Genomic DNA, 20500 nt, shown 5'->3' on the forward strand with positions numbered 1-20500 from the left:
CCGCCGTCTCCGCCCCGACTTCCGAGGAAGGAACACCCATGCGCGTCAACCAGGCCATTCTCCACAGCTACGAGGGCAAGTCCTGCGTCAAGGTCTTCTCCGAGGCACCCATGGACCTCGCCGACGACGAGGTCAAGCGCTATGTGACCTCCCAGGCCCGCCGCGCCCTCTCCAACCTGGACGCCCGCCGCGGGGCCTTCCTGCCCGACAGCGCCTTCGCCAAGGAGGCCGTGGCCTTCTTCCGCGGCAACGCCGACTTCGCCCCGTTCACGGCCGTCGCCGCCGAGTTCCTCATCGGCCAGATGGGCCAGATGGAGGAGACCCCCTCGTTCGACCTGCTCTTCATCGACTTCGAGGGCCGCGAGGAGGAGACCGTGGACGGCCTGGGCGAGGAGGACATCGAGATGATGTACCGCTCCCAGGCGCCGCGGTACCTGGCCATCGTGATGTTGGAGAGCCGCCGCGCCTACATGCACGAGGTGGGCCGCGACGAGCTGGGCCACACCCTGGCCTCCATCGCCCGGCATCACGCCATCCTGCCCAACCCCTCCCAGAAGGTGCGGTCGTTCGCCGTGGTGTCGGCCACGGGCGACGTGCGCTTCTGCGACGAGCCCCGGGTGGTGGCCGGCCGCAGCGTGGAGCTGCTGCCCGAGGCCCTGCTCCAGTGCACGAGCGAGGCCTCGAGCAAGGAGGTCGTGCAGGGGGTGTGCGACCTCGTGGGGGCCGTGGCCGACGAGTTCGGCGCCAACCCCGCCGCCGCCGTGGCCCGGGCCAAGGCCTATGTCTCCGAGAACGCCGAGACCGACGAGGTCCTGGTCCCCGAGCAGCTGGCCCGCGACGTCTTCGCCGACGCCCCGCAGATGCACGACCGCTTCGTCGAGGAGGCCGCCGAGCAGAACCTGCCCGACCGTGTGTCGGTGGAGCCCGAGGTGGCCCGCCGCGTGGCCGCCAAGCACAAGATCCGCACCGACACGGGCATCGACATCACGTTCCCGGCCGAGTACGGCAAGAACCCCGACTTCCTGGAGTTCGAGAGCAACCTCGACGGCACGCTGAGCATCCGCATCAAGAACGTGGGGGCCATCGAGAACCGGTAGGACCCAGCGCCTACGCCCGGGCCGCCATCCACTCCGCCATCTCGGGCATCGCCGGCTGCACCGCCATGCCGATGAGCGTGGGGCCGGTGTGCACCAGCAGGTCCGGCGAGAGCCTGGAGCGGATGAGCCCGCAGGCGTTGCCCACCTTCTCCTGGAGCAGGGCCACGTAGCGCTCGGGCATCGGGTCGTCGCCGGTGGCGGAGGCGCAGGCCAGCACCACGTCCTTGTAGAGCCTCGCGCGCTCGGCGATGAGGTCCACCGTGGCCTTGAGGGCACGCTCGCGGCCGCGGCACTTCTTGACCGTGCGGTACCTGCCCTCCTCGTCGCACTCGAAGATCGGCTTGATGTTGAGGGCGGAGCCCAGGCGGTAGGTGGCCTCGGAGATGCGACCGCCGTGGCGCAGGAACGAGAGCTCGTCGAGCGAGAAGAGCACCCACGTCTGCTCGGCCTCGGCGTTGAGGCGCTCCTCCAGCAGGTCGAAGTCCACGCCGGCCTCGACCATGAGGGCGCAGTCCATGACGGTCATGCCGGCGGCCACGCCGATGGACCTGGTGTCCACCACGGCCACGGGGAAGTCCTCCATCTGCTTGGCCACGAGGTGGCAGGTCTGGTTGGTGGCCGAGAGCCCCGAGGAGATGGTCACGACGACGGCCTTCTCGTAGCCGTCGGCTCTGGCCTGCTCCAAGGTCTCCCTGATGGAGGCGGGGCTCGGCAGCGAGGTGGTGGGGATCTCGGTGGAGAACCGCTCGATCACCTCCTCGGCCGTGATGTCCACGCCGGAGCGGAAGCTGCCCTCGGTGTAGTTGATCTGGAGGGGGATCTGTCTGATGTCGTGCGCTTCGGCGAAGTCCGCTGGCACGTTGGTGCCGGTGTCGGTCACGACGGCTATCTTCTGGGCGTTCATGGAGGCGTGTCACCCTTTCGGTTGTGCAGGGGCAGGTGCTCGGTGGCCATGCCCCCGGGTACCTACCCCGTGTTCGCGGTGGATTTGCCGACGGGGCCCTCCGTTCCGGAGTCCCCGAGGCCTCCATACTATCTGTTAGCGAGCTGATAAAATCGACGTTCGATGAATCGACGGCGTACTAAGGAGCCGCTTGCCATGGCACAGAACCAGCACGTCGACGGTGGGGAGAAGCCCATCGTCATCATCTCGGAGCCCAAGGTCAGGGAGCGCCGCAGGAAGCGCCTCCGCCGCCAGAAGCTGACGTCCAACGGCACCGTGGCCGCGGCGGTCATGGTCTTCGCGGCCCTCGTGGCCGTCGTGGTGGCCAACACCCCGGCCTACGAGGCGGTGCACCACTTCCTCATGGAGCCCCTCACGCTGGGCGTGGGTCCCCTCGTGGGCACCCTCTCGGTGGAGGTGTTCGTCAACGACTTCCTCATGGCCGTCTTCTTCCTGCTCGTGGGCATAGAGCTCAAGTACGAGATGACCGTCGGCGAGCTCAAGAACCCGCGCCAGGCCGCCCTGCCCATGCTGGCGGCTGTGGGCGGCGTGGTCGTGCCCGCCCTCATCTACGTCGCCTTCAACGTGGGCGGCCCCGGCATCGGCGGCTGGGCCATCCCCATGGCCACCGACATCGCCTTCGCCCTGGGCGTCATGAGCCTGCTGGGAGATCGCGTGGCCCCCGCCACCAAGGTCTTCTTCTCCACCCTGGCCATCGCCGACGACATCCTCGCCATCGTGGTCATCGCCCTGTTCTACGGCCACGCCCCGTCCATCCCCTGGCTCGCGGCCTCCCTGGCCTGCGTCCTGGTCCTCGCGCTGCTCAACTACGCCCGCGTCTACACCGCGCGCAGCTACGTGGTGGTGGGCCTGGCCCTGTGGTTCTGCATGTTCAACTCGGGCATCCACGCCACGCTCGCCGGCGTGGTGCTGGCGCTGTTCCTGCCCTGCACGAGCGACATCCGCCTCACGGCCCTGCGCCCCTGGCTCGAGTCCAAGAGCCGCGAGCTCGACAACGCCTACGACGGCGACCTGGACGTCCTCGGCCAGCACGGGTTCACCCGCATCGCCTCGGGCGTCGAGCGCGTCATGCACCGTGTGACCCCGCCGCTCCAGCGCATGGAGCACGCCATCACGGTGCCGGTGAACTTCGTCATCCTGCCGATTTTCGCCTTCGTGAACGCCCAGGTGCGCCTCATCGGCGTCGATCCCATGGCCATCGTCTCCGACCCGGTGACCCTCGGCTCGTTCTTCGGCGCCCTCGTGGGCAAGCCGGTGGGCATCATCCTCGTCACCTGGGTGCTGGTGAAGGTGGGCTTCGCCCGGCTGCCCCGCGGCGTCGACTGGCACCAGGTCACCGGCGTGGGCATCATGGGCGGCCTCGGCTTCACCATGTCCATCCTCATCTCGGGCCTGGCCTTCACCGAGCCCGCCGAGGTGCTGGCGGCCAAGTGCGCAATCCTGTCGTGCTCGGTGGTCGCCGCCGTCGTGGGCTGCGTCTACATGATGGCCACGGGCCGCAAGGGGAGGGCGTCGTCCGAGGGGTGACGTCGCCTCCCATGTCCTGCCAACAAGGCGCGCCCTCCCCGGCACCGGTCCGGGGAGGGCGCGTCCCTTTTCTTCGCGATAGGGGCATCCCGCGGGGGCGACTCAGCTCACGATGCCGTAGCGGCGCCCCCAGCCGTGGGCGGCCAGGGTGGAGTTGATCTGGTCGCAGAACTGCGGCCGCGTGAGCCCCATGGGCGGCAGGAGCGAGACCACCTCCACGAGGTCCTCGGAGAGGTCGTGGGACTGGGCCAGGACCAGGGCGTCCAAGCGGTCTGCGCGCGTCTCGGTCGCGAAGAGCAGGTCCACGAGGCGCTGGAGCTCCCCGTGCTCGGGCGATTCCTGCCAGGTCTCCGACATCGCTGCGCCCCTTTCCCCGGCGGCCTGTTTCGGGCGCGCGAACACGCCCGCCGACCGGGCCATCATAGCAAGCCGCTCGGCGCCGGGCCGTCTATACTTCTCTGTCAGCCGAAGCCCACCGGACCCGAGGGGGACCCATGGACAACGTGTACCTCGCACTGGACGACGCGGCCCTCGCCGCGGAGGTCGACCGCCTGCAGGCCGACGTCGACGCCCTGGCCGCCAAGGGGCTCTCCTTGGACATGGCCCGCGGCAAGCCCTCGCGCGAGCAGGTGGACCTCTCCCGGTCCATGCTCGACGCCCTCGACTCCGGTTCCTGCCTGGAGGACCAGGGCCAGGACGCCGCCAACTACGGCGTGCCCGACGGCCTTCCCTCGGCCCGCGCCCTCATGGCCTCCCTCATGGGCGTCCCGGCGTCCCAGGTGGTCGTGGCGGGGTCCTCCTCGCTCAACCTCATGTTCGACTGCGTGGCCCACGGCTTCGTCCGCGGCGTCCGCGGCGCCAAGCCCCAGTGTGCCCAGGGTCCGCTGCGCTTCCTCTGCCCGGCCCCGGGCTACGACCGGCACTTTGCCGTCACCGAGCACTTCGGCTTCGAGAACGTGCCCGTGCCCATGACGCCGGAGGGCCCCGACATGGACGTCGTGGAGGGGCTCGTGGCCGACCCGTCGGTCAAGGGCATCTGGTGCGTGCCCAAGTACCAGAATCCCTGCGGCATCACCTACTCCGACGAGACCGTGCGCCGCATGGCGGCCCTTCGCCCCGCCGCACCCGACTTCCGCGTGTACTGGGACAACGCCTACGCGGTCCACAACCTCTACGACGAGGGCGACGAGCTGCTGAACATCTTCGACGTGCTGGCCGGGGAGGGCCGGGATGCGCTCGTCTACGAGTTCGCCTCCACCAGCAAGGTGACGTTCCCCGGCTCCGGCATCGCCGCCGTGGCCGCCAGCCCGGCCGACATCGCCGACCTCAAGGGCTCCTTCGCCGTGGAGCGCGTGTGCCCCGACAAGATGTCCCAGCTCATGCACGTGCGCTCCTTCCCCGACGTCGACGCCGTGCGCGCCCACATGGCCCGGCTGGCCGAGGTCCTGCGCCCGCGCTTCGAGCTCGTGGAGCGGCGCCTCTCCGAGGGCCTCGGCGAGACCGGCTGCGCCACGTGGACCACGCCCCGCGGCGGCTACTTCGTCTCCTTCGAGGGCCCCGAGGGCTCGGCCTCGCGCATCGTGGAGCTCTGCCGTCGGACCGGTGTGACCCTCACCGGTGCCGGCGCCACCTGGCCCGGCGACGATCCCAGGGACTCCAACATCCGCATCGCTCCCAGCTACCCCACGCTGGAGGAGCTCGACGCCGCCCTCGAGGTCTTCTGCGCCTGCGCCCGCCTTGTGAGCGCACAGCTGGCCGCCGAGGCCCGCGGACTTCGTTGAAGTTCTGGAGAATGGGTTGCATCTGATTGAAGCGCCGGGGGTTGGTATAAGCTTCCCCCTTGCTTCGAGAAGTCTCGTTACGGACCTATGCGTGGAGGTGCTGTGGCCGGTTCCAAGAAGGGCCGTAAGAAGCCCACGGGCAAGGAGGTCGCCGTCGTCGTGGTGTCGGTGATCATGGTCGTGTCCATCCTGCTGCCCTCCTTCTCCCAGATATTCGCGTCCCAGCCCACCACCTCGTCAGCACCCACGTCCTTCGACGGGGCGGCCTCCAAGTACCGGCCCGAGGTGGACAGCGCCAAGGAGGCCGTGGACCGCGACGGCGGCGACAAGGCCGCCCAGCTCAAGCTCGCCCAGGCCTACTACCAGTGGGGCATCTACGCTGAGTCCTACGCCGGCAACGACGACGAGCAGTCCGAGGCCAAGGAGCTCCTCGACCAGGCCCGGCAGGCCTTCGGCGCCTACCTGAACCTCGAGGGCTCCCTCGAGAGCGACGAGGCCAGGAACGCCGCCGTGGACCGCGCCCTGTGTGACTACTACGCCGGGGACACCGCGGCTTGTATCGAAAGCCTTAAATCCGTTGCGGACGAGACCAATTACGCGCCCGCGTGGGCCAACCTCGGTATGATGTATCAGAATCAGGGAAGCACCCAGGACGCCATGGACGCCTACCAGCACGGCATCGACGCGGATCCCGACGGCGCCGCGGGCGTCAAGAGCTACTGCGAGCAGATGCTCTCGAGCCTCAAGGGCTCGGCCGCCAGCGAGTCCGGCGGCGCCGAGGCGCTCTCCCAGAAGTTGGACACGACCCAGCCCTCCTCGTGACCGAGGGATGTACCACCCGCACCGTTGGCTGATCCGCGCCCGAGGCGCATGAAGAGGAAGAAGAGGAAGGCCCCATGTCTCTCTCTGTGAAGACCGAAAAGACGGGATCCCACGTCGACGTCGTCATCCTCGGCGAGGTGGACGTCTCCTGCGCCCCCGACCTCACCGAGGCCCTGGCCAGCGTCCTGGAGGACGACGTCGCCACCATCGACGTCGACATGGCTCAGGTGCCCTACATCGACTCAACCGGCATCGGCGTGCTCGTGGCCGCCGCGCACCGCGCCCAAGACGCGGGCTCCGAGCTCACCGTGAGCCGCCCCCAGCCCAACGTCCTGCGCGTCCTCACGCTCCTCGGCGTGGGCTCCGAGTTCAACGTCAACGAGGCCTAGGCGGTCTCTTCAATTCTCAACTCTTAAGGGAATCTTGCACCCAGGTTGCCTAAGCCTTAAAGTATGGGCTTACATGCGCTGAACCCGTGGGGACCGCCGCATCCGACGGTCCCCATTTCTATGTAGGGAGGGGGTGCCCCGATTGTTTGGCATCGGAGACACCGAGTTCGTCCTCATCGTCATCTTCGCGTTCCTGCTCTTCGGGCCCGACAAGCTGCCGGGCATGGGGCGCACCATCGGCCGCGGCCTCAGGCAGTTCCGCGAGGCACAGGACTCGGTCACCAAGGTGGTCCAGTCCGAGGTCATCGATCCCATGACCAAGGCGGCCTCCGCCGGTGCCGACGGCGTCAAGGCCAAGGTGGCCACCGACGAGGACGCCGACATCGAGGCGGCCGACCTCACCCGGCGGAGCGCCGAGACCTTCGCCGAGCGCAAGGCGCGCCTGGCCGCCGAGAAGGCCGCCCGCGACGGGGCCGCGGCCGGCGGCGCCGCCGCGGCCGCGAACGACGCGGCCGATGCGCCCGCCGTTCCCGCGTCGGCCGAGGAGCCCGAGTCCGAGGCGGCTCCCGCCTCCGAGCCCGGGGCCAACCCCCGCAGCGCCGCCTCCCTCTACGGCCTCGCGCCCAAGGCGCCCGCGGCCGATCCCAGTACCGCCGCCCCCGAGGACCCGGCACCCGCCGGGGCCGCAGACCCCGCAGCCGGAGAGGAGGGAGGGAGCCGCGCCTAGCGCTCCCGTCCGCCCATGCCCATCGGACCCGCACGCATGCCCTTGATGGACCACCTCGGCGAGCTGCGCCGCCGGCTCACCATCATCGTGGTGGCCGTCGTCGTCTGCGCCGTGGCCGTCTACATGGCCACGCCCACCATCATCGACATCGTCATCGACCCCATCCGCGGCTTCCTGCCCAACGGCGGCAAGCTCGCCATCATGAGCTCTCTCGGCGGCTTCACCATCCGCTTCAAGGTGGCCTGCTTCGCGGCCGTCATCATCACGTGCCCCATCATCATCTGGGAGGTCCTGGCGTTCTTCCTGCCGGCGCTCAAGCCCAACGAGCAGCGCTGGGTGGTGCCCACGGTGGGGGCCATGGTGGCGCTGTTCTTCCTCGGCATGGTGTTCTGCTACTTCGTCATCCTGCCGGCGGCCTTCGGCTGGATGATCGACCAGTCGAGCGCCTTCGCCACGGTGCTGCCCAACGCCGAGGACTACATCTCCATCATCATGCTGCTGGAGATAGGCTTCGGCATCGCCTTCCAGGTGCCCCTCGTGATCTTCTACCTGTCGATCCTGCACCTGGTGACCTACAAGACGTTCCGCGAGAACTGGCGCTTCATCTATGTCGGGCTCCTGGTCTTCTCGGCCGTGGTCACGCCCGACGCCAGCCCGGTTACCATGTTCTTCATGTTCGCCGCGCTCGTCATGCTCTACGAGGCGTCCCTCGCCGTGGCCCGCGTGGTGTTGGTGCGGCAGGACGGGCCGGAGTCGCTCCGGTGGACCCGCGAGGACTACGAGCTCCACGCGGAGCGCGCCGACGACTAGAGGAACCGCAACCGCCGGGGGTCCGCACGATGGGCGGGCCCCCTTGAACCTATGAGGGAGTGAGAGCCGTGGTACTCGTCATCGCCGAGAAGAACGACGCGGCCAAGCAGATAGCCCGGCTCCTGAGCGAGTCCGGGAGGCCCGAGAACGACAAGGTCTACGACACGCCGGTTTACCGCTTCCGCCGCGGGGGCGACGACTGGGTGGCCGTCGGCCTGCGCGGCCACATCCTGGCCCCCGACTTCCCGCGGGAGCTGCACTACGCCGACGGCGAGGGCTGGTTCGCCGTGGACGAGGACGGCGAGGTCCTGGCCGCCGACGTCCCCGACACCCTGCCGAGGCCCCCGTTCGACGGCGGTCTCAAGAAGGACGGCACCCCCAAGAAACCCCGCAAGCCCTACCTGCCCGACGGCATCGACATCAAGGGCTGGAAGGTGCCGAGCCTGCCGTACCTCGTGTGGGCCCCGGTGGAGAAGAAGCCGGCCGAGAAGGGCATCATCCGCGCCCTCAAGAACCTGGCCAAGAAGGCCGACGAGGTGGTCATCGCCACGGACTTCGACCGCGAGGGCGAGCTCATCGGCTCCGACGCCCTCTCCCAGGTGCGCATGGTCAACCCCGACGTCCCGGTGACCCGCGCCCGCTACTCCGCCTACACCAAGGCCGAGATCGACCACGCCTTCGACAACCTCGTGGAGCTCGACCAGGACCTCGCCGACGCCGGCGAGAGCCGTCAGTACATCGACCTCATCTGGGGTGCCGCCCTCACGCGCTACCTCACCATGGCCCGCTACGGCGGCTTCGGCAACGTGCGCAGCGCCGGTCGCGTGCAGACCCCCACGCTCGCCCTCGTGGTGGAGCGCGAGCGCGAGCGCCAGGCGTTCGTGCCCGAGGACTACTGGGTCATCCAGGGCATGGGCGAGAAGGACGGCGAGGAGTTCAGGATCTCCCACGCCAAGGGTCGCTTCTGGAAGGCCGAGGAGGCCGAGGAGGCCTTCGCCGCCGTGAAGGGGGCCACCGAGGGCACCGTGTGCGCCGTCACCCGCAAGAGCCGTACCTCCAAGCCCCCCGCGCCCTTCAACACCACGTCGCTCCAGGCCGCGGCCGCGGCCGAGGGGCTCGCGCCCGGCCGCACCATGCGCCTCGCAGAGTCGCTCTACATGGACGGCCTCATCTCCTACCCCCGCGTGGACAACACGGTCTACCCGTCGTCGCTCGACCTCGCCGCCACGGCCAAGGCCCTCAGGAAGGTGCCGGCCTACGCCCCTGTGGTCGACCAGATCCTCTCGGGCGGCCCCGTCAAGGCCACCCGCGGCAAGCAGGAGACCACCGACCACCCGCCCATCTACCCCACGGCCCCGGCCGACCCCGACAAGCTCGAGCCCGCGGCCTGGAAGCTCTACAACCTCGTCGCCCGCCGCTTCCTCGCCACCCTCATGGGCCCCGCCGTCATCGAGGGCACCAAGGTGGAGATCGACGTGGCCGGCCAGCCGTTCCTGGCCTCCGGCGACGTGCTCAAGACCAAGGGCTACCGCGCCATCTACCCCTACGGCCTCAAGAAGGACGAGCAGCTGCCCGCCATGGCCGAGGGCGACGCCGTAGCCGTGCGCGACGTGGCCTGCGAGGCCAAGCAGACCGAGCCGCCGGCGCGCTACAGCCAGGGCCGCCTCATCCAGGAGATGGAGAGGCGCGGCCTGGGCACCAAGTCCACCCGTGCCTCCATCATCGACCGCCTCTTCCAGGTGAAGTACCTCAAGAACAACCCCGTGGAGCCGAGCCAGCTGGGCATGGCCATTATCGACGCCCTCGACCGGTTCGCCCCCACCATCACCACGCCGGAGATGACGAGCACCCTCGAGGACGACATGACCCGCGTGTCCGAGGGCGCCACGAGCGAGGCCGCCGTGGTGGACCGCTCCCGCGCGCTGCTTGCCGGCATGATGGACGACCTCATCGAGCACACCGACGACCTCGGTGAGGCCATCGCCGACGCCGTGACCGCCGACGCCCGCGTGGGCGCCTGCCCTAAGTGCGGCAAGGACCTCGTGCTCAAGAACTCCGCCAAGACCCGCTCCCGGTTCATCGGCTGCATGGGCTGGCCTGACTGCGACGTCACCTACCCGGTGCCGGGCCGCAACACCGACAAGATCGAGCCGCTCGAGGAGCCGTGCCCCGAGTGCGGCGCCCCGCGCCTCAAGGTGTGGCCGTTCCGCTCCAAGCCCTACGAGCAGTGCGTGAACCCCGTGTGTCCCACCAACCGCGAGCCCGATGTCGTGGTGGGCACCTGCCCGGTGTGCGCCGAGGCCGGCCGCCACGGCGACCTCGTGGCCCACAAGAGCGAGAAGACCGGCAAGCGTTTCATCCGGTGCACCAACTACGACGAGTGCGGTGTGAGCTACCCGCTGCCCCAGCGCGGCAAGCTGTCGGCCACGGGCGAGACCTGCCCCCACTGCGGGGCCCCCGTGGTGGAGGTGGAGACCGACCGCGGCCCCTGGCGCATCTGCGTGAACATGGACTGCCCCGGCAAGGAGAAGAGGGGCAAGGGCGCGCCCCGCGGCCGCGCCCGCACCGCCCGCAAGCGCTCGTAGCCGCACCCCACACCATGGGAGGTCTGTCATGAAGGTCCTGCTCATCAACGGGAGCCCCCACGCCGGCGGGTGCACGCGCACCGCCCTCAACGAGGTGGCCGGCGTCCTCAACGAGTGCGGAGTCGAGACCCAGGTCAAGAACGTGGGCGCCTCGGTGCGCTCCGGCTGCCTCGCCTGCGGCCGCTGCAAGCGGACGGGCCTCTGCGCCGTCGACGACGTGGTCAACGAGGTCATCGAGCTCCTGCCGGGGGCCGACGGCCTCGTCGTGGGCTCGCCGGTCTACTACTCCGGCGCCAACGGCGGCCTCTGCGCGTTCATGGACCGCCTGTTCTACGCGGCCTCCAACCGCCTGGCCTTCAAGCCGGCGGCCGCCGTGTGCAGCGCGCGCCGCGCCGGCACCACGGCCACGTTGGAGCGGCTCAACCAGTACTTCCTCATCAACAATATGCCCGTGGTGCCGTCCCAGTACTGGAACATGGTCCACGGCAACAGCCCCGAGCAGGTGCGCCGCGACGCCGAGGGCCTGCAGACCATGCGCACCCTCGGCCGCAACATGGCCTGGATGCTCCGCTGCATCGCCGCGGGCCAGGAGGCGGGCGTCGACCGTCCGCTCCACGAGCCGGGCGTGCGCACCAACTTCATCGGCGACTGACGTGGCGGCGGGACGCCGCCGTCGTTGGAAGGAGACCCCATGTCCAGGAGAAATCTCGTCATCACCGGCGCCAACGGCTACATCGCGAGCCTCGTGGCCCTGTACAACGCGGACCGGTTCGACATCGTGCCCGTGACCCGCGCCGACGTCGATTTCGCCGACCCCGAGGCCGTGCGCGCGCACTTCTCGGCGCTGGACTTCGACCTGCTCCTCCACACCGCCGCCGTGGCCGCCACGGCCCTCTGCGAGAACGATCCCGAGATGACCCACCGGGTGAACGTGGAGTCGCCCATCGCCCTAGCCGAGGTGTGCCGCGACAAGGGTGCGAGGTTCCTGTTCATCACCACCGAGCAGACCTTCAACGCCAAGACCTCCGGCGCGCCCTTCGCCGAGGACGCCGAGCCCGAGAGCCACTCCCATTACGGCCGCCAGAAGACCGAGGTGGACGCTTGGCTCGCCGCCTCCGATGTCGACCATGTGACCCTGCGCCTCTCCTGGATGATGGGCATGCCCCTCCACGGCGTGCGCCCGAGCCCCAACGTGGCGCTCCAGGTGCTCGAGGCCGTGCGCACCGGCACCCCGGCCTCGTTCAAGGTCCACGACCGCCGCTGCCTCACCTACGCTCAGAACCTGGCGGACTCCTTCACCCAGGTCTGCGAGCTGCCCCGGGGCACCTACAACTTCGCGGCCGAGACCGACGGCTCCGTGTACCAGTGCGCCCGGCGCCTGGCCGCGGCCTTCGGCGCGACGCCCGAGGAGGTCGACGCCCTCATTCGCCCGGACCTCGAGAGCTACGCCGACCAGCCCCGCGACTATCGCCTCGACTCCTCCAAGATCCGCGCCGCGGGCATCGACCCCGGCACCTTCGAGGGCAACGTGGCCGCCATCATGGCCGACTTCGGCTTCCCCGAGAAGCCCTTCTAGGAGGCCGTCGTGGAGCGGGGAACGTTCATAACCCTGGAGGGGACCGACGGGTCGGGCAAGACCACCCAGGCGGCACGGCTGGCGGCGGCCCTCGAGGCCGCGGGCCGCGAGGTCGTGCGCCTGCGGGAGCCCGGCGGCACCGCGATCTCAGAGAAGGTGCGGGCCCTCCTGCTGGACCCTGCCAACGGGGCCATGACGGCGCCGTGCGAGCTCCTCCTCTACGAGGCCTCCCGCGCCCAGCTGGTGGGGGAGGTCGTGGGGCCGGCCCTGGCCTGCGGCGCCTGGGTGGTGTGCGACCGGTTCGCCGACTCCACGACGGCCTACCAGCGCGCCGGCCGAGGCCTGCCCGCCTCCATGGTGGAGGGGGCCAACGCCCTGGCCTGCGGCGACTGCGTGCCCGACGTCACGCTCTGGCTCGACGTCAGCCCGCGTCGCGCCTTGGGGCGCGCCCTGTCCGGGGGTTGCGACCGCATCGAGGCCGAGGGCCTCGCCTTTCAGGAGCGCGTGCGCGCCGGCTACGAGGACGTCTGGCGCCGCCACGGCGACCGCGTGGCGCGCGTGGACGCGTCGGGCACCCCCGACGAGGTCTGGGGCGCCGTGGTGGCGGCCCTCGCCGAGAGGGGCGTCCATGTCTGAGACCGCCGTGCCCCCGTGCCTCTCCGCCCTCGACGGCCAGCCCCGGGTGAGGCGCTTCCTCGCCGACGCTCTGGCCCAGGGGCGCGTGGGGGCCGCCTACCTGTTCTGCGGCACTGCGGGCGAGGAGGCCCACAGGGCCGCCGTGGCCCTGGCCCAGGCCCTCGTGTGCCCCCGCGGCGGCTGCGGCGACACGGCCTCCTGCGACGACTGCCGCCTCGTGGCGGCCGGCGACCACCCCGACGTGACGATCCTGTCGCCCGACTCCGCCACGGGCTACCGCATCGAGCAGGTGCGCGACGAGGTCATCGCCCGCGCCCAGAAGACGCCGGTGCGCTCGCCGGCGAAGGTGTTCGTGCTGGAGCGGGCCGACCAGCTCCGCGGCGTCTCGGCCAACGCCCTGCTCAAGACCATCGAGGAGCCCCCGGGCGACACCCACTTCATCCTCTGCTCCCCCGCCCCCGACCTCGTGTTGCCCACCATCGTGAGCCGCTGCCAGGTGGTGCCCTTCGCGCCCGCGGCCGCAAGCGCCGTCGCCGAGGCGGCCGCCGCGGCCGGAGTCTCCGAGGCCGAGGCCGCCTGGGCGCTCTTCGTGTGCCCCGCGGCCGCCGACGCCGCGGCCCTGCTCGCCAGCGCGCCCCGCCGGGCCGTGCGCGACGCCGTGCTCGACACCCTCGGTCGCCTGGGGTCGCTCGACGGCTGGGGCGTCCTCCAGGCGGCCGACACCGTCGCCGAGGCGGCCGCCGTGTCGTTCTCGGACGGGGAGGGCGCGATGACCGACGGGGAGCGCGAGGAGCGGGACCGCCTGCTCGAGGAGTACCTCACCCGCGGCGCCCTCAAGGCCGTCAAGGAGCAGGAGAAGCGCGAGGATGCGGCCAAGGAGCGCTCGGGTATCATGGAGGCCGTCGCCATCTGCGAGTCCGTGCTGCGCGACGCCTTTGTCGCCACCCAGGACCGCGCCGCCACGCCCGTCAACGCCGACGCCGCCCCCATCGTGGAGGCCCTGGCCGCGGCCGGTGCCGAGCGCGTCGCCGCCGCCTGCGAGGCGGCCGAGCGCGCCGCCGCGGACATCGCGCACAACGTCACCCCCCGCCTGGCCGTCGAGGCCATGCTGCTCGCCTTCAAGGAGGCCCTATGCCCCGCGTCATCCCGGTGAAGTTCACCTTCGCCTTCTCCGACCTGTGGTTCGACCCCGCGGGGGCCCAGATCGAGGCCGGCGATCACGCCATCTGCGAGACGGAGCGCGGCCTGGAGATGGGGCTCGTGACCGAGGGCGTCCGCGAGGTCTCGGAGACCGAGCTCAGGGAGACCATCGGCGACGCCACCCTCAAGCCCATCGTGCGCAAGGCCACCGACGAGGACTACGACCGCGCCGAGGAACTCGCCGCCAAGGGCGACGAGGCACTGCCGGTGTTCCGCCGCCTGGCCAAGGAGTCAGGCCTGCCCATCAAGCCCGTGGGCGTGGAGTACCTCTTTGGCGGAGAGCGCTGCGTGTGCTACTTCGCCGCCGAGGAGCGTGTGGACTTCCGCCAGCTCGTGCGCGACCTCTCCCGGGCCCTCCACGAGCGCATCGACATGCGCCAGATCGGCGTGCGCGAGGAGGCCGCCCTCATGGGCGGCTATGCCGGCTGCGGCCAGGAGCTCTGCTGCGCCCGCTGGGAGACCCGCTTCGAGCCCGTCTCCATCCGCATGGCCAAGGAGCAGGACCTCCCGCTCAACAGCCCCAAGATCAGCGGTGTCTGCGGCCGTCTCATGTGCTGCCTGCGCTACGAGTTCGAGGCCTACCGTGACTTCAAGGGCCGCGCCCCCAAGAAGAACGCCGTGATCGACACCCCGCTCGGCAAGGCCAGGATCTGCGAGTACGACACCCCCCGCGAGATGCTGGGCCTGCGCCTGGAGAACGGCAAGTCCATCAAGGTGCCCCTGGCCGGCATGGAGTGCTCCGAGCGCGCCTGCAAGAAGGCCGAGGAGAATCACTGCCCGTGCCGCCCCGACACCGTGACCCGCTCCATGCTCGAGGCCCTGGAGTCCTCCGAGGTGCAGGTGGCCCTCGCCGAGCTCGACCGCGCCAACGGCGTGGGGCAGCAGGACTTCGACGACAGCGACATCGTGTTCGTGAGCGAGCAGCGCCGCCGTAGGCGCCGGGCGCAGGTGGCCGAGAAGAAGGAGGAGGCCGCCGCCAAGGAGGCCGAGCGCGCCAAGCGGGCCGCCCGCAAGGCCGCCAAGGGAGAGAGCGCCGGTGGCGACGGGCAGCGCCCGGGGCGCCGCCGCAGGCGCCACCACGCTGGCGAGGGCGCGGAGATGCAGGAGTGCCGCGGGGCCGAGGCCCGGCAGGACACCCGCGGGGGAGGGGCCGGCGCGCCCAAGGCGACGCGTAGGCGCCGCCCCGGCGACGGCGGTGGCCGCCAGGACCGGCAGAGCCGTCCCGGCCAGGGCCAAGGTCAGGGCGCCGAGGTGCGCGCGCCCAAGGAGCGCGGCACCAAGGAGCGCCGCGACCGGGGTGCCGACAGGCCCCGCGCCCAGCGCCCGCAGCAGGATGCCAAGGGCCAGCCCCAGGGGGGCCAGGGTGCGGAGAAACCGCGTCGCAGGCGCAGGCGCCGCTCCAACCGGCCCAAGGGCGGCGGCCCCGCCGCCGAGTAGCGGCCGCGGCCGGCGGTGCCGACCGGCCGTCGGCGAGGGTACGTGCGACGAAGAAGGCCCCCGCACCCGGTGGGATGCGGGGGCCTCTCCGTCCCGGTGCGGGACAGGCGGTCTTCTCGGTTCTCGGTGGCGCTAGTCGGTGATCTCCAGGAGGATCTGGCCGGCGTCCACGTGGCCGTGCTGCACGAGCTCCACGCGCTCGAAGTCGTCGGCGTTCACGACGGCGACGGTCACGATGTCGTCGTAGCCGGCCTCGGCGATGGCCTCGCGGGAGAAGGCGAGCACGGGCTGCCCGGCCTTCACGCCGTCGCCCTGCTCCACGAGGTAGGTGAAGCCCTTGCCCTCCATGGCCACCGTGTCGATGCCCACGTGCACGATCACCTGGGCGCCGCCCTCGCTCACGAAGCCGATGGCGTGCTGGCTGCCGGCGTACTCCACGGTGACGGTGCCGTTGACGGGGGCGTAGACGACCTCGTTCTGGGGCTTGATGCCGCAGCCACAGCCGAGGAGGCCCTCGGAGAAGATGTCGCGCTCAACATCCGTGCGCTCGATGACGGCACCTGTCACAGGGGCGGCGATGGTGGTGGGGTTGGCCATGGCCTCGATGGGCTCAATGCCCTCGAGGTTGGGCTCGTTGTTCTTGTTGAACAGGCCGAAGAGGCTCATGGGTGCTCCTATCTGGCAAAGGGGTAGTCCTCTAGTCCCTTTATTCCCAGCGTGACTCTGCTGTGGCACGGTCGCGTCAAAAACCACAGGCCCGTCGGTGCGCGGCAGGTTGTCATGCCAGCCGCCCGCCGCCCTGTTCGACTGATGGGACGGGACACGACCGGTGGGACAGGGCGGCGGTTCCCAAAGGGCGTCCCTGCGGCCCCGTATTCATTGCCGGGCGGCGATGGGTTCAAACCCCGCCCCTTTCACGCCGAAGTATGCAATTGATAGCAACCTGAATGTATGAATCACCGCATGGATTCGCCCAAAAACGGAGGAAGCAAGGCCGGTTATACGTTTGGATAGGTACATTTACCGGCTTTTTTGCTGACATTTGACCCCATACGCCCATGGATGCATAGAAACAAGAGCGAATTTTATTTCTATACATCGACTGTTGCCCCGGCCGTGGCCGCAGGGATCCGGGGGACGTCGTACCCTTTCGTGCCAACGGCGGCCGGAAAGGTGCCGTCCCCGGATGCGAAGGAGCGGCCATGACCGAGAGCAGCGCCCCCGCGGTGCAGCAGTCCACAGCGAACGGCGGGCTGCCCAAGCGCCCCGCCGCCCGCGTCCTCACACGCAGGGGGTTCCTGTCCGCCGGCGCCCTCGCGGCGGCGACGGTCGCGCTCGCCGGCTGCGGCGCGGCGCCCGACGGCGCCCAGGCCGAGGCGGCCGAGGGCGGGTCCGGGTCCCAGACGCTGCGGGTGGGCATGGAGGCGGCCTACGCCCCCTACAACTGGCAGGTGACGGAGGCGTCGGACACCACCATCCCCATCGAGAACGTCTCCGGCGCCTATGCGGACGGCTACGACGTCCAGGTCGCCAAGCATGTGGCCGCCGCCCTCGACCGTGAGCCCGTGGCCGTCAAGCTCTCGTTCGACGGCCTCATCGACGCCCTGGCCTCGGGTCAGATCGACGTCATCATCGCCGGTATGGCCCCCACCGAGGAGCGCCGCCAGTCCATCGACTTCTCCGACCCCTACTTCGAGGGCACCTACGGCCTGTTCGTGCGCGAGGGTTCGCCCTATGAGGACGCCAAGACCCTCGTGGACCTCTCCGGCGCCTCCGTCGTGGGTCAGAAGGGCACCAAGCTCGACGACATCATCGACGAGATCCCCGGCGTGGTGCACATGACCCCGCTGCCCTCCGTGCCCAACGTGCTCGCCGCCCTCCAGCAGGGCGCCGCGGACGCCGCCACCTACAACATGGAGAACGAGGCTGCCTACCTGCGGAGCAACCCCGGCATCGTGCCGGTGCGGTTCGATGAGGGCGAGGGCTTCCCCGATGTGGTGACCACCGGCGTGGGTGTGGCCAAGGGCAACGACGACATGCTCGCCGTCATCAACGGGGCCCTGGCCGACCTCTCCGACGCGGAGCGCCAGGAGCTGTGGGACGGCGCCGTCGAGCGCCAGCCGGAGTGACCGTGGGTGCCCATGGAGCGCCGCCCGCGGGTGGCGACGGCGTCCTCGCGTTCCTCGCCGGCGACGGCTGCCCCGGGCTCGACGGCCCGGCGGCCGCCCGGCGCCTGGCCGGCCTCCTGTCGTTTCCCACCGTGGCCACGGGGGCGTACGGGTCGGGTGACTGGGGCGCCTTCGAGGAGCAGCGCGCCTACCTGAGGTCCCACTACCCCCGCGTCTTCTCCGCGGCCACCGAGACCCTCGTGGAGGGCGCGGCCGGCGGCGGTCCCCAGGCGCTGCTGCTGGAGCTGCCCGGCCGCGACCCGGGCCTCGACCCCGTGATGCTCATGGCCCACCAGGACGTGGTGCCCTGTATGCCGGGGACGGAGGACCACTGGACCCACGGCCCCTTCTCGGGGACCGCCGACGGCACATGGGTCTGGGGTCGCGGCGCCATCGACATGAAGGTGCAGCTCGCCGGCATCCTCGAGGCCCTGGAACTCGTGCTCGCCGAAGGCCGCCCCCTCCGCCGCGGCGTGGTGGTGGCGTGCGGCCACGACGAGGAGTGCCTCCAGGAGGGTGCCCGCGCCCTCGCGCGCACCCTCGGATCCCGCGGCGTGCGTCCGGTGTTCCTCGTCGACGAGGGCGACTACCTGGTGCACGACCTCGCCGGCCTCGGCGGCGACGGGCATTGGATGGGGGTCGCCGTGGCCGAGAAGGGCTACGCCGACCTGTGGCTCTCCGCGGCGTCGGCGGGAGGCCACTCCTCCAACCCCGTGGGCGGCACCTCCCTCGGCAGGCTCTGCCGGGCGGTGTCCCGCATTCTGGACGCCGTGGGGGAGCCCCGGCTCACCGGGCCCGTGGCGGCCATGTTCCGAGAGCTCGCGCCCCGCATCTCCCGCGGGCCGGTGGCGGACCTCCTCCAAGGGGACCCGGGCCGCGTGGACGCCTGCGCCACCGAGCTCGCCACCCTGCTGGCCCGGGACCCCGAGACCTACCCCCTCGTGTGCACCACGGCCGCGCCCACGATGATGGAGGGCGGCGCCTCCGTGCCCAACGTGATGCCGCAGGACATGGGGGCGGCCGTGAACTTCCGCCTGCTGCCGGGTGAGACCCTGGAGGGCCTCGTGTCCGCGGTTCGGGAACTCGTGGCCGACCTCGGCGTGGAGGTGGCCCTCATGGGCGGCTCCAATCCGCCCTCCGCGGTCTCGCGTTGGGACGGCTGGGGCATGGAGCGTCTGCGCCAGGCCGCCGCACCCCTCTTCACGGAGCCCGACGGCACCCCCGTGCCGCTCGTGCCGACCCTGGCCGTCGGCGCCAGCGACGCCCGCATGTACGAGGGCGTCTGCGACCAGTGCCTGCGGTTCTCGGCATTCGTGGTGGACGCGGGGGAGAGCTCCCGCGGCGTCCACGGCACGGACGAGCGTGTCCTGGAGCGGTCCTTCACCCAAGGGGCGGCGTTCCTGCGCCGCCTCGTGGAGGCCTGCTGCCTCCACTGACTTACAGGTTGTATACAGAAACAGCTGACATATACGCCGCTTGGCTCATGGGTGTGATAAATGATAGTAAATCTACCAGCTATTATTCAAATAGGTGGTCAATAGAGCCGTATCTTTTGACGGATAGAGCCGATTGAAAAGCGCTGTGATACGCGTTTCTATTCACGGATTCATGCACTTTACCAGCTACTTTATACCCGTGTTCCCCTATCCGGCCTATGATGCATAGGATTGCGGGTGCATACTGTTTCTATGCAGTGAAAGGGAGGCACCGCGTCCTACCTCGGTATTCGTCTTTATCGTACTCTGGGACCCACCGACGGGCATAGGGCCCGTCCCGTCTGGATGCGAAGGAGCAGCCATGAACGACCAGAACACCTCCCCGGTGCGCCAGTCCTCGACGAACGGCGGGCTGCCCAAGCGCACCGCCTCCGGCTTCCTCACCCGCCGCGGCTTCCTTGCCGCCGGCGCCCTCACCGTCGCCGCCACGGCCCTTGCGGGCTGCGGCACCGCCCCCGACGGCGCCCAGGCCGAGGCCACCGAGGGCGGCTCCGGCACCACCCTGCGTGTGGGCATGGAGGCCGCCTACGCCCCCTACAACTGGCAGGCCACCGAGGAGACCGAGTTCACCATCCCCATCGAGAACGTCTCCGGCGCCTACGCCGACGGCTACGACGTTCAGATCGCCAAGCGCGTGGCCGAGGCCCTCGGCGCCGAGCCCGTGGCCGTGAAGCTCTCCTTCGACGGCTTGGTGGACGCCCTCAACAACGGCCAGATCGACCTCATCATCGCCGGCATGAGCGACACGCCGGAGCGTCGTCAGTCCATCGACTTCTCCGACCCCTACATCGAGGACAGCATCGGCATCTTCGTCATGAAGGGCTCTCCCTACGAGAACGCCACCAGCCTGGCCGACTTCGCCGGCGCCACCGTCATGGGCCAGAAGGCCACCCTCTACGACGACGTCATTGGCGAGGAGATGCCCGACTCCACCCACGCCAACCCCGTTGACACCATGCCCGCCGTTCTCTCTCAGCTGGCCCAGGGCGCTGTGGACGCGGTCACCTACCCCAAGATGAACGAGGAGGGCTACATGCGCTCCAACGAGAACCTCGTTCCCATCCAGTTCGCCGAGGGCAAGGGCTTTGCCACCACCAACCCCGCTTCGGTGGGCTACGCCAAGGGCTATGAGAAGGCCGACGCCGTGAACGACGCCGTGAACGCCATCTCCGACACCGAGCGCCAGGAGATCTGGACGGCTGCCTGCGACCGTCAGCCCGCCTAGCCCAGGCTGCTCGGCCATCCAGGCCACCTGCCTTTGAGAGCGCCGGACGCCCGAGGTGCG

19 protein-coding genes are annotated in these 20500 nt (G+C 70.2%); 16 read left to right on the forward strand and 3 right to left on the reverse strand.

Going from position 1 to position 20500, the window contains the following annotated elements; translation table 11 throughout:
- Positions 1-38 precede the first annotated feature (38 nt).
- Complete coding sequence (locus OR600_RS01490; protein WP_265590511.1) at positions 39-1097, forward strand: nucleoid-associated protein; 1059 nt, start codon at positions 39-41, stop codon at positions 1095-1097.
- A 10-nt stretch (positions 1098-1107) separates the two neighbouring features.
- On the opposite strand, the gene OR600_RS01495 is transcribed toward OR600_RS01490, so the two are convergent.
- A complete protein-coding gene (locus tag OR600_RS01495; RefSeq protein WP_265590512.1) occupies positions 1108-2001 on the reverse strand; it encodes a DegV family protein in 894 nt (297 codons plus the stop codon).
- Between the two features lie 195 nt (positions 2002-2196).
- On the opposite strand from OR600_RS01495, the gene nhaA reads away from it, so the two are divergent.
- Entirely contained in the window at positions 2197-3588 is a 1392-nt protein-coding gene (gene nhaA / locus OR600_RS01500; protein ID WP_265590513.1) for a Na+/H+ antiporter NhaA, read from the forward strand.
- A 102-nt stretch (positions 3589-3690) separates the two neighbouring features.
- Here the strand turns inward: nhaA and OR600_RS01505 are convergent, their stop codons facing one another.
- On the reverse strand, positions 3691-3945 hold the full coding sequence (locus OR600_RS01505; protein ID WP_135978201.1) for a hypothetical protein: 255 nt from the start codon (positions 3943-3945) through the stop codon (positions 3691-3693).
- A 137-nt stretch (positions 3946-4082) separates the two neighbouring features.
- Here OR600_RS01505 and OR600_RS01510 point away from each other — a divergent pair, with 137 nt between their 5' ends.
- From OR600_RS01510 to OR600_RS01560, 11 genes are all read left to right on the forward strand, one after another.
- The gene (locus OR600_RS01510) at positions 4083-5369 is read left to right on the forward strand and encodes an aspartate aminotransferase type Ic (RefSeq protein WP_265590514.1); all 1287 of its coding nucleotides are present in this window, start codon (positions 4083-4085) and stop codon (positions 5367-5369) included.
- Between the two features lie 102 nt (positions 5370-5471).
- Positions 5472-6191, forward strand: a complete 720-nt coding sequence (locus OR600_RS01515) for a tetratricopeptide repeat protein (RefSeq protein WP_265590516.1) — start codon at positions 5472-5474, stop codon at positions 6189-6191.
- Between the two features lie 74 nt (positions 6192-6265).
- On the forward strand, positions 6266-6580 hold the full coding sequence (locus OR600_RS01520) for an STAS domain-containing protein (protein ID WP_135978198.1): 315 nt from the start codon (positions 6266-6268) through the stop codon (positions 6578-6580).
- A gap of 142 nt (positions 6581-6722) precedes the next feature.
- Positions 6723-7307, forward strand: coding sequence for a Sec-independent protein translocase subunit TatA/TatB (locus OR600_RS01525; protein WP_135978197.1), 585 nt, complete (start codon positions 6723-6725; stop codon positions 7305-7307).
- A gap of 15 nt (positions 7308-7322) precedes the next feature.
- A complete protein-coding gene (tatC, locus tag OR600_RS01530) occupies positions 7323-8117 on the forward strand; it encodes a twin-arginine translocase subunit TatC (protein WP_135978196.1) in 795 nt (264 codons plus the stop codon).
- 68 nt (positions 8118-8185) lie between these two features.
- Positions 8186-10702 (forward strand): DNA topoisomerase I, encoded by a 2517-nt coding sequence (locus tag OR600_RS01535; protein WP_265590518.1) that lies wholly within the window; start codon positions 8186-8188, stop codon positions 10700-10702.
- A 28-nt stretch (positions 10703-10730) separates the two neighbouring features.
- Positions 10731-11354, forward strand: coding sequence for a flavodoxin family protein (locus OR600_RS01540; RefSeq protein WP_135978194.1), 624 nt, complete (start codon positions 10731-10733; stop codon positions 11352-11354).
- A 39-nt stretch (positions 11355-11393) separates the two neighbouring features.
- Positions 11394-12278 carry an SDR family oxidoreductase gene (locus OR600_RS01545; protein ID WP_135978193.1) on the forward strand — a complete coding sequence of 295 codons (885 nt, stop codon included), beginning with the start codon at positions 11394-11396 and terminating at the stop codon, positions 12276-12278.
- 9 nt (positions 12279-12287) lie between these two features.
- Entirely contained in the window at positions 12288-12914 is a 627-nt protein-coding gene (tmk, locus tag OR600_RS01550; protein ID WP_135978192.1) for a dTMP kinase, read from the forward strand.
- Positions 12907-14067: a DNA polymerase III delta subunit-related protein gene (locus OR600_RS01555; RefSeq protein ID WP_135978191.1), complete on the forward strand. Its 1161-nt coding sequence runs from the start codon at positions 12907-12909 to the stop codon at positions 14065-14067. Before tmk ends, OR600_RS01555 begins: the two co-directional genes overlap by 8 nt.
- Positions 14046-15551 (forward strand): PSP1 domain-containing protein, encoded by a 1506-nt coding sequence (locus tag OR600_RS01560; RefSeq protein ID WP_135978190.1) that lies wholly within the window; start codon positions 14046-14048, stop codon positions 15549-15551. Before OR600_RS01555 ends, OR600_RS01560 begins: the two co-directional genes overlap by 22 nt.
- A 132-nt stretch (positions 15552-15683) precedes the next feature.
- Here OR600_RS01560 and OR600_RS01565 read toward each other — a convergent pair whose 3' ends face one another.
- The gene (locus OR600_RS01565; RefSeq protein WP_204406821.1) at positions 15684-16217 is read right to left on the reverse strand and encodes a PTS sugar transporter subunit IIA; all 534 of its coding nucleotides are present in this window, start codon (positions 16215-16217) and stop codon (positions 15684-15686) included.
- A 536-nt stretch (positions 16218-16753) separates the two neighbouring features.
- Between OR600_RS01565 and OR600_RS01570 the strand changes: the two genes are divergently transcribed.
- The 3 genes from OR600_RS01570 (at position 16754) to OR600_RS01580 (ending at position 20440) form a co-directional block, all read left to right on the forward strand.
- The gene (locus tag OR600_RS01570) at positions 16754-17680 is read left to right on the forward strand and encodes a transporter substrate-binding domain-containing protein (protein ID WP_265590519.1); all 927 of its coding nucleotides are present in this window, start codon (positions 16754-16756) and stop codon (positions 17678-17680) included.
- Positions 17681-17682: 2 nt separating this feature from the next.
- The gene (locus OR600_RS01575) at positions 17683-19155 is read left to right on the forward strand and encodes a M20/M25/M40 family metallo-hydrolase (protein ID WP_265590520.1); all 1473 of its coding nucleotides are present in this window, start codon (positions 17683-17685) and stop codon (positions 19153-19155) included.
- A 361-nt stretch (positions 19156-19516) separates the two neighbouring features.
- Positions 19517-20440, forward strand: coding sequence for a transporter substrate-binding domain-containing protein (locus OR600_RS01580; protein ID WP_135978187.1), 924 nt, complete (start codon positions 19517-19519; stop codon positions 20438-20440).
- The last annotated feature ends 60 nt before the right edge of the window (positions 20441-20500 follow it).

The organism is Granulimonas faecalis (assembly GCF_022834715.1).
Taxonomy (GTDB): Bacteria; Actinomycetota; Coriobacteriia; order Coriobacteriales; family Atopobiaceae; genus Granulimonas; species Granulimonas faecalis.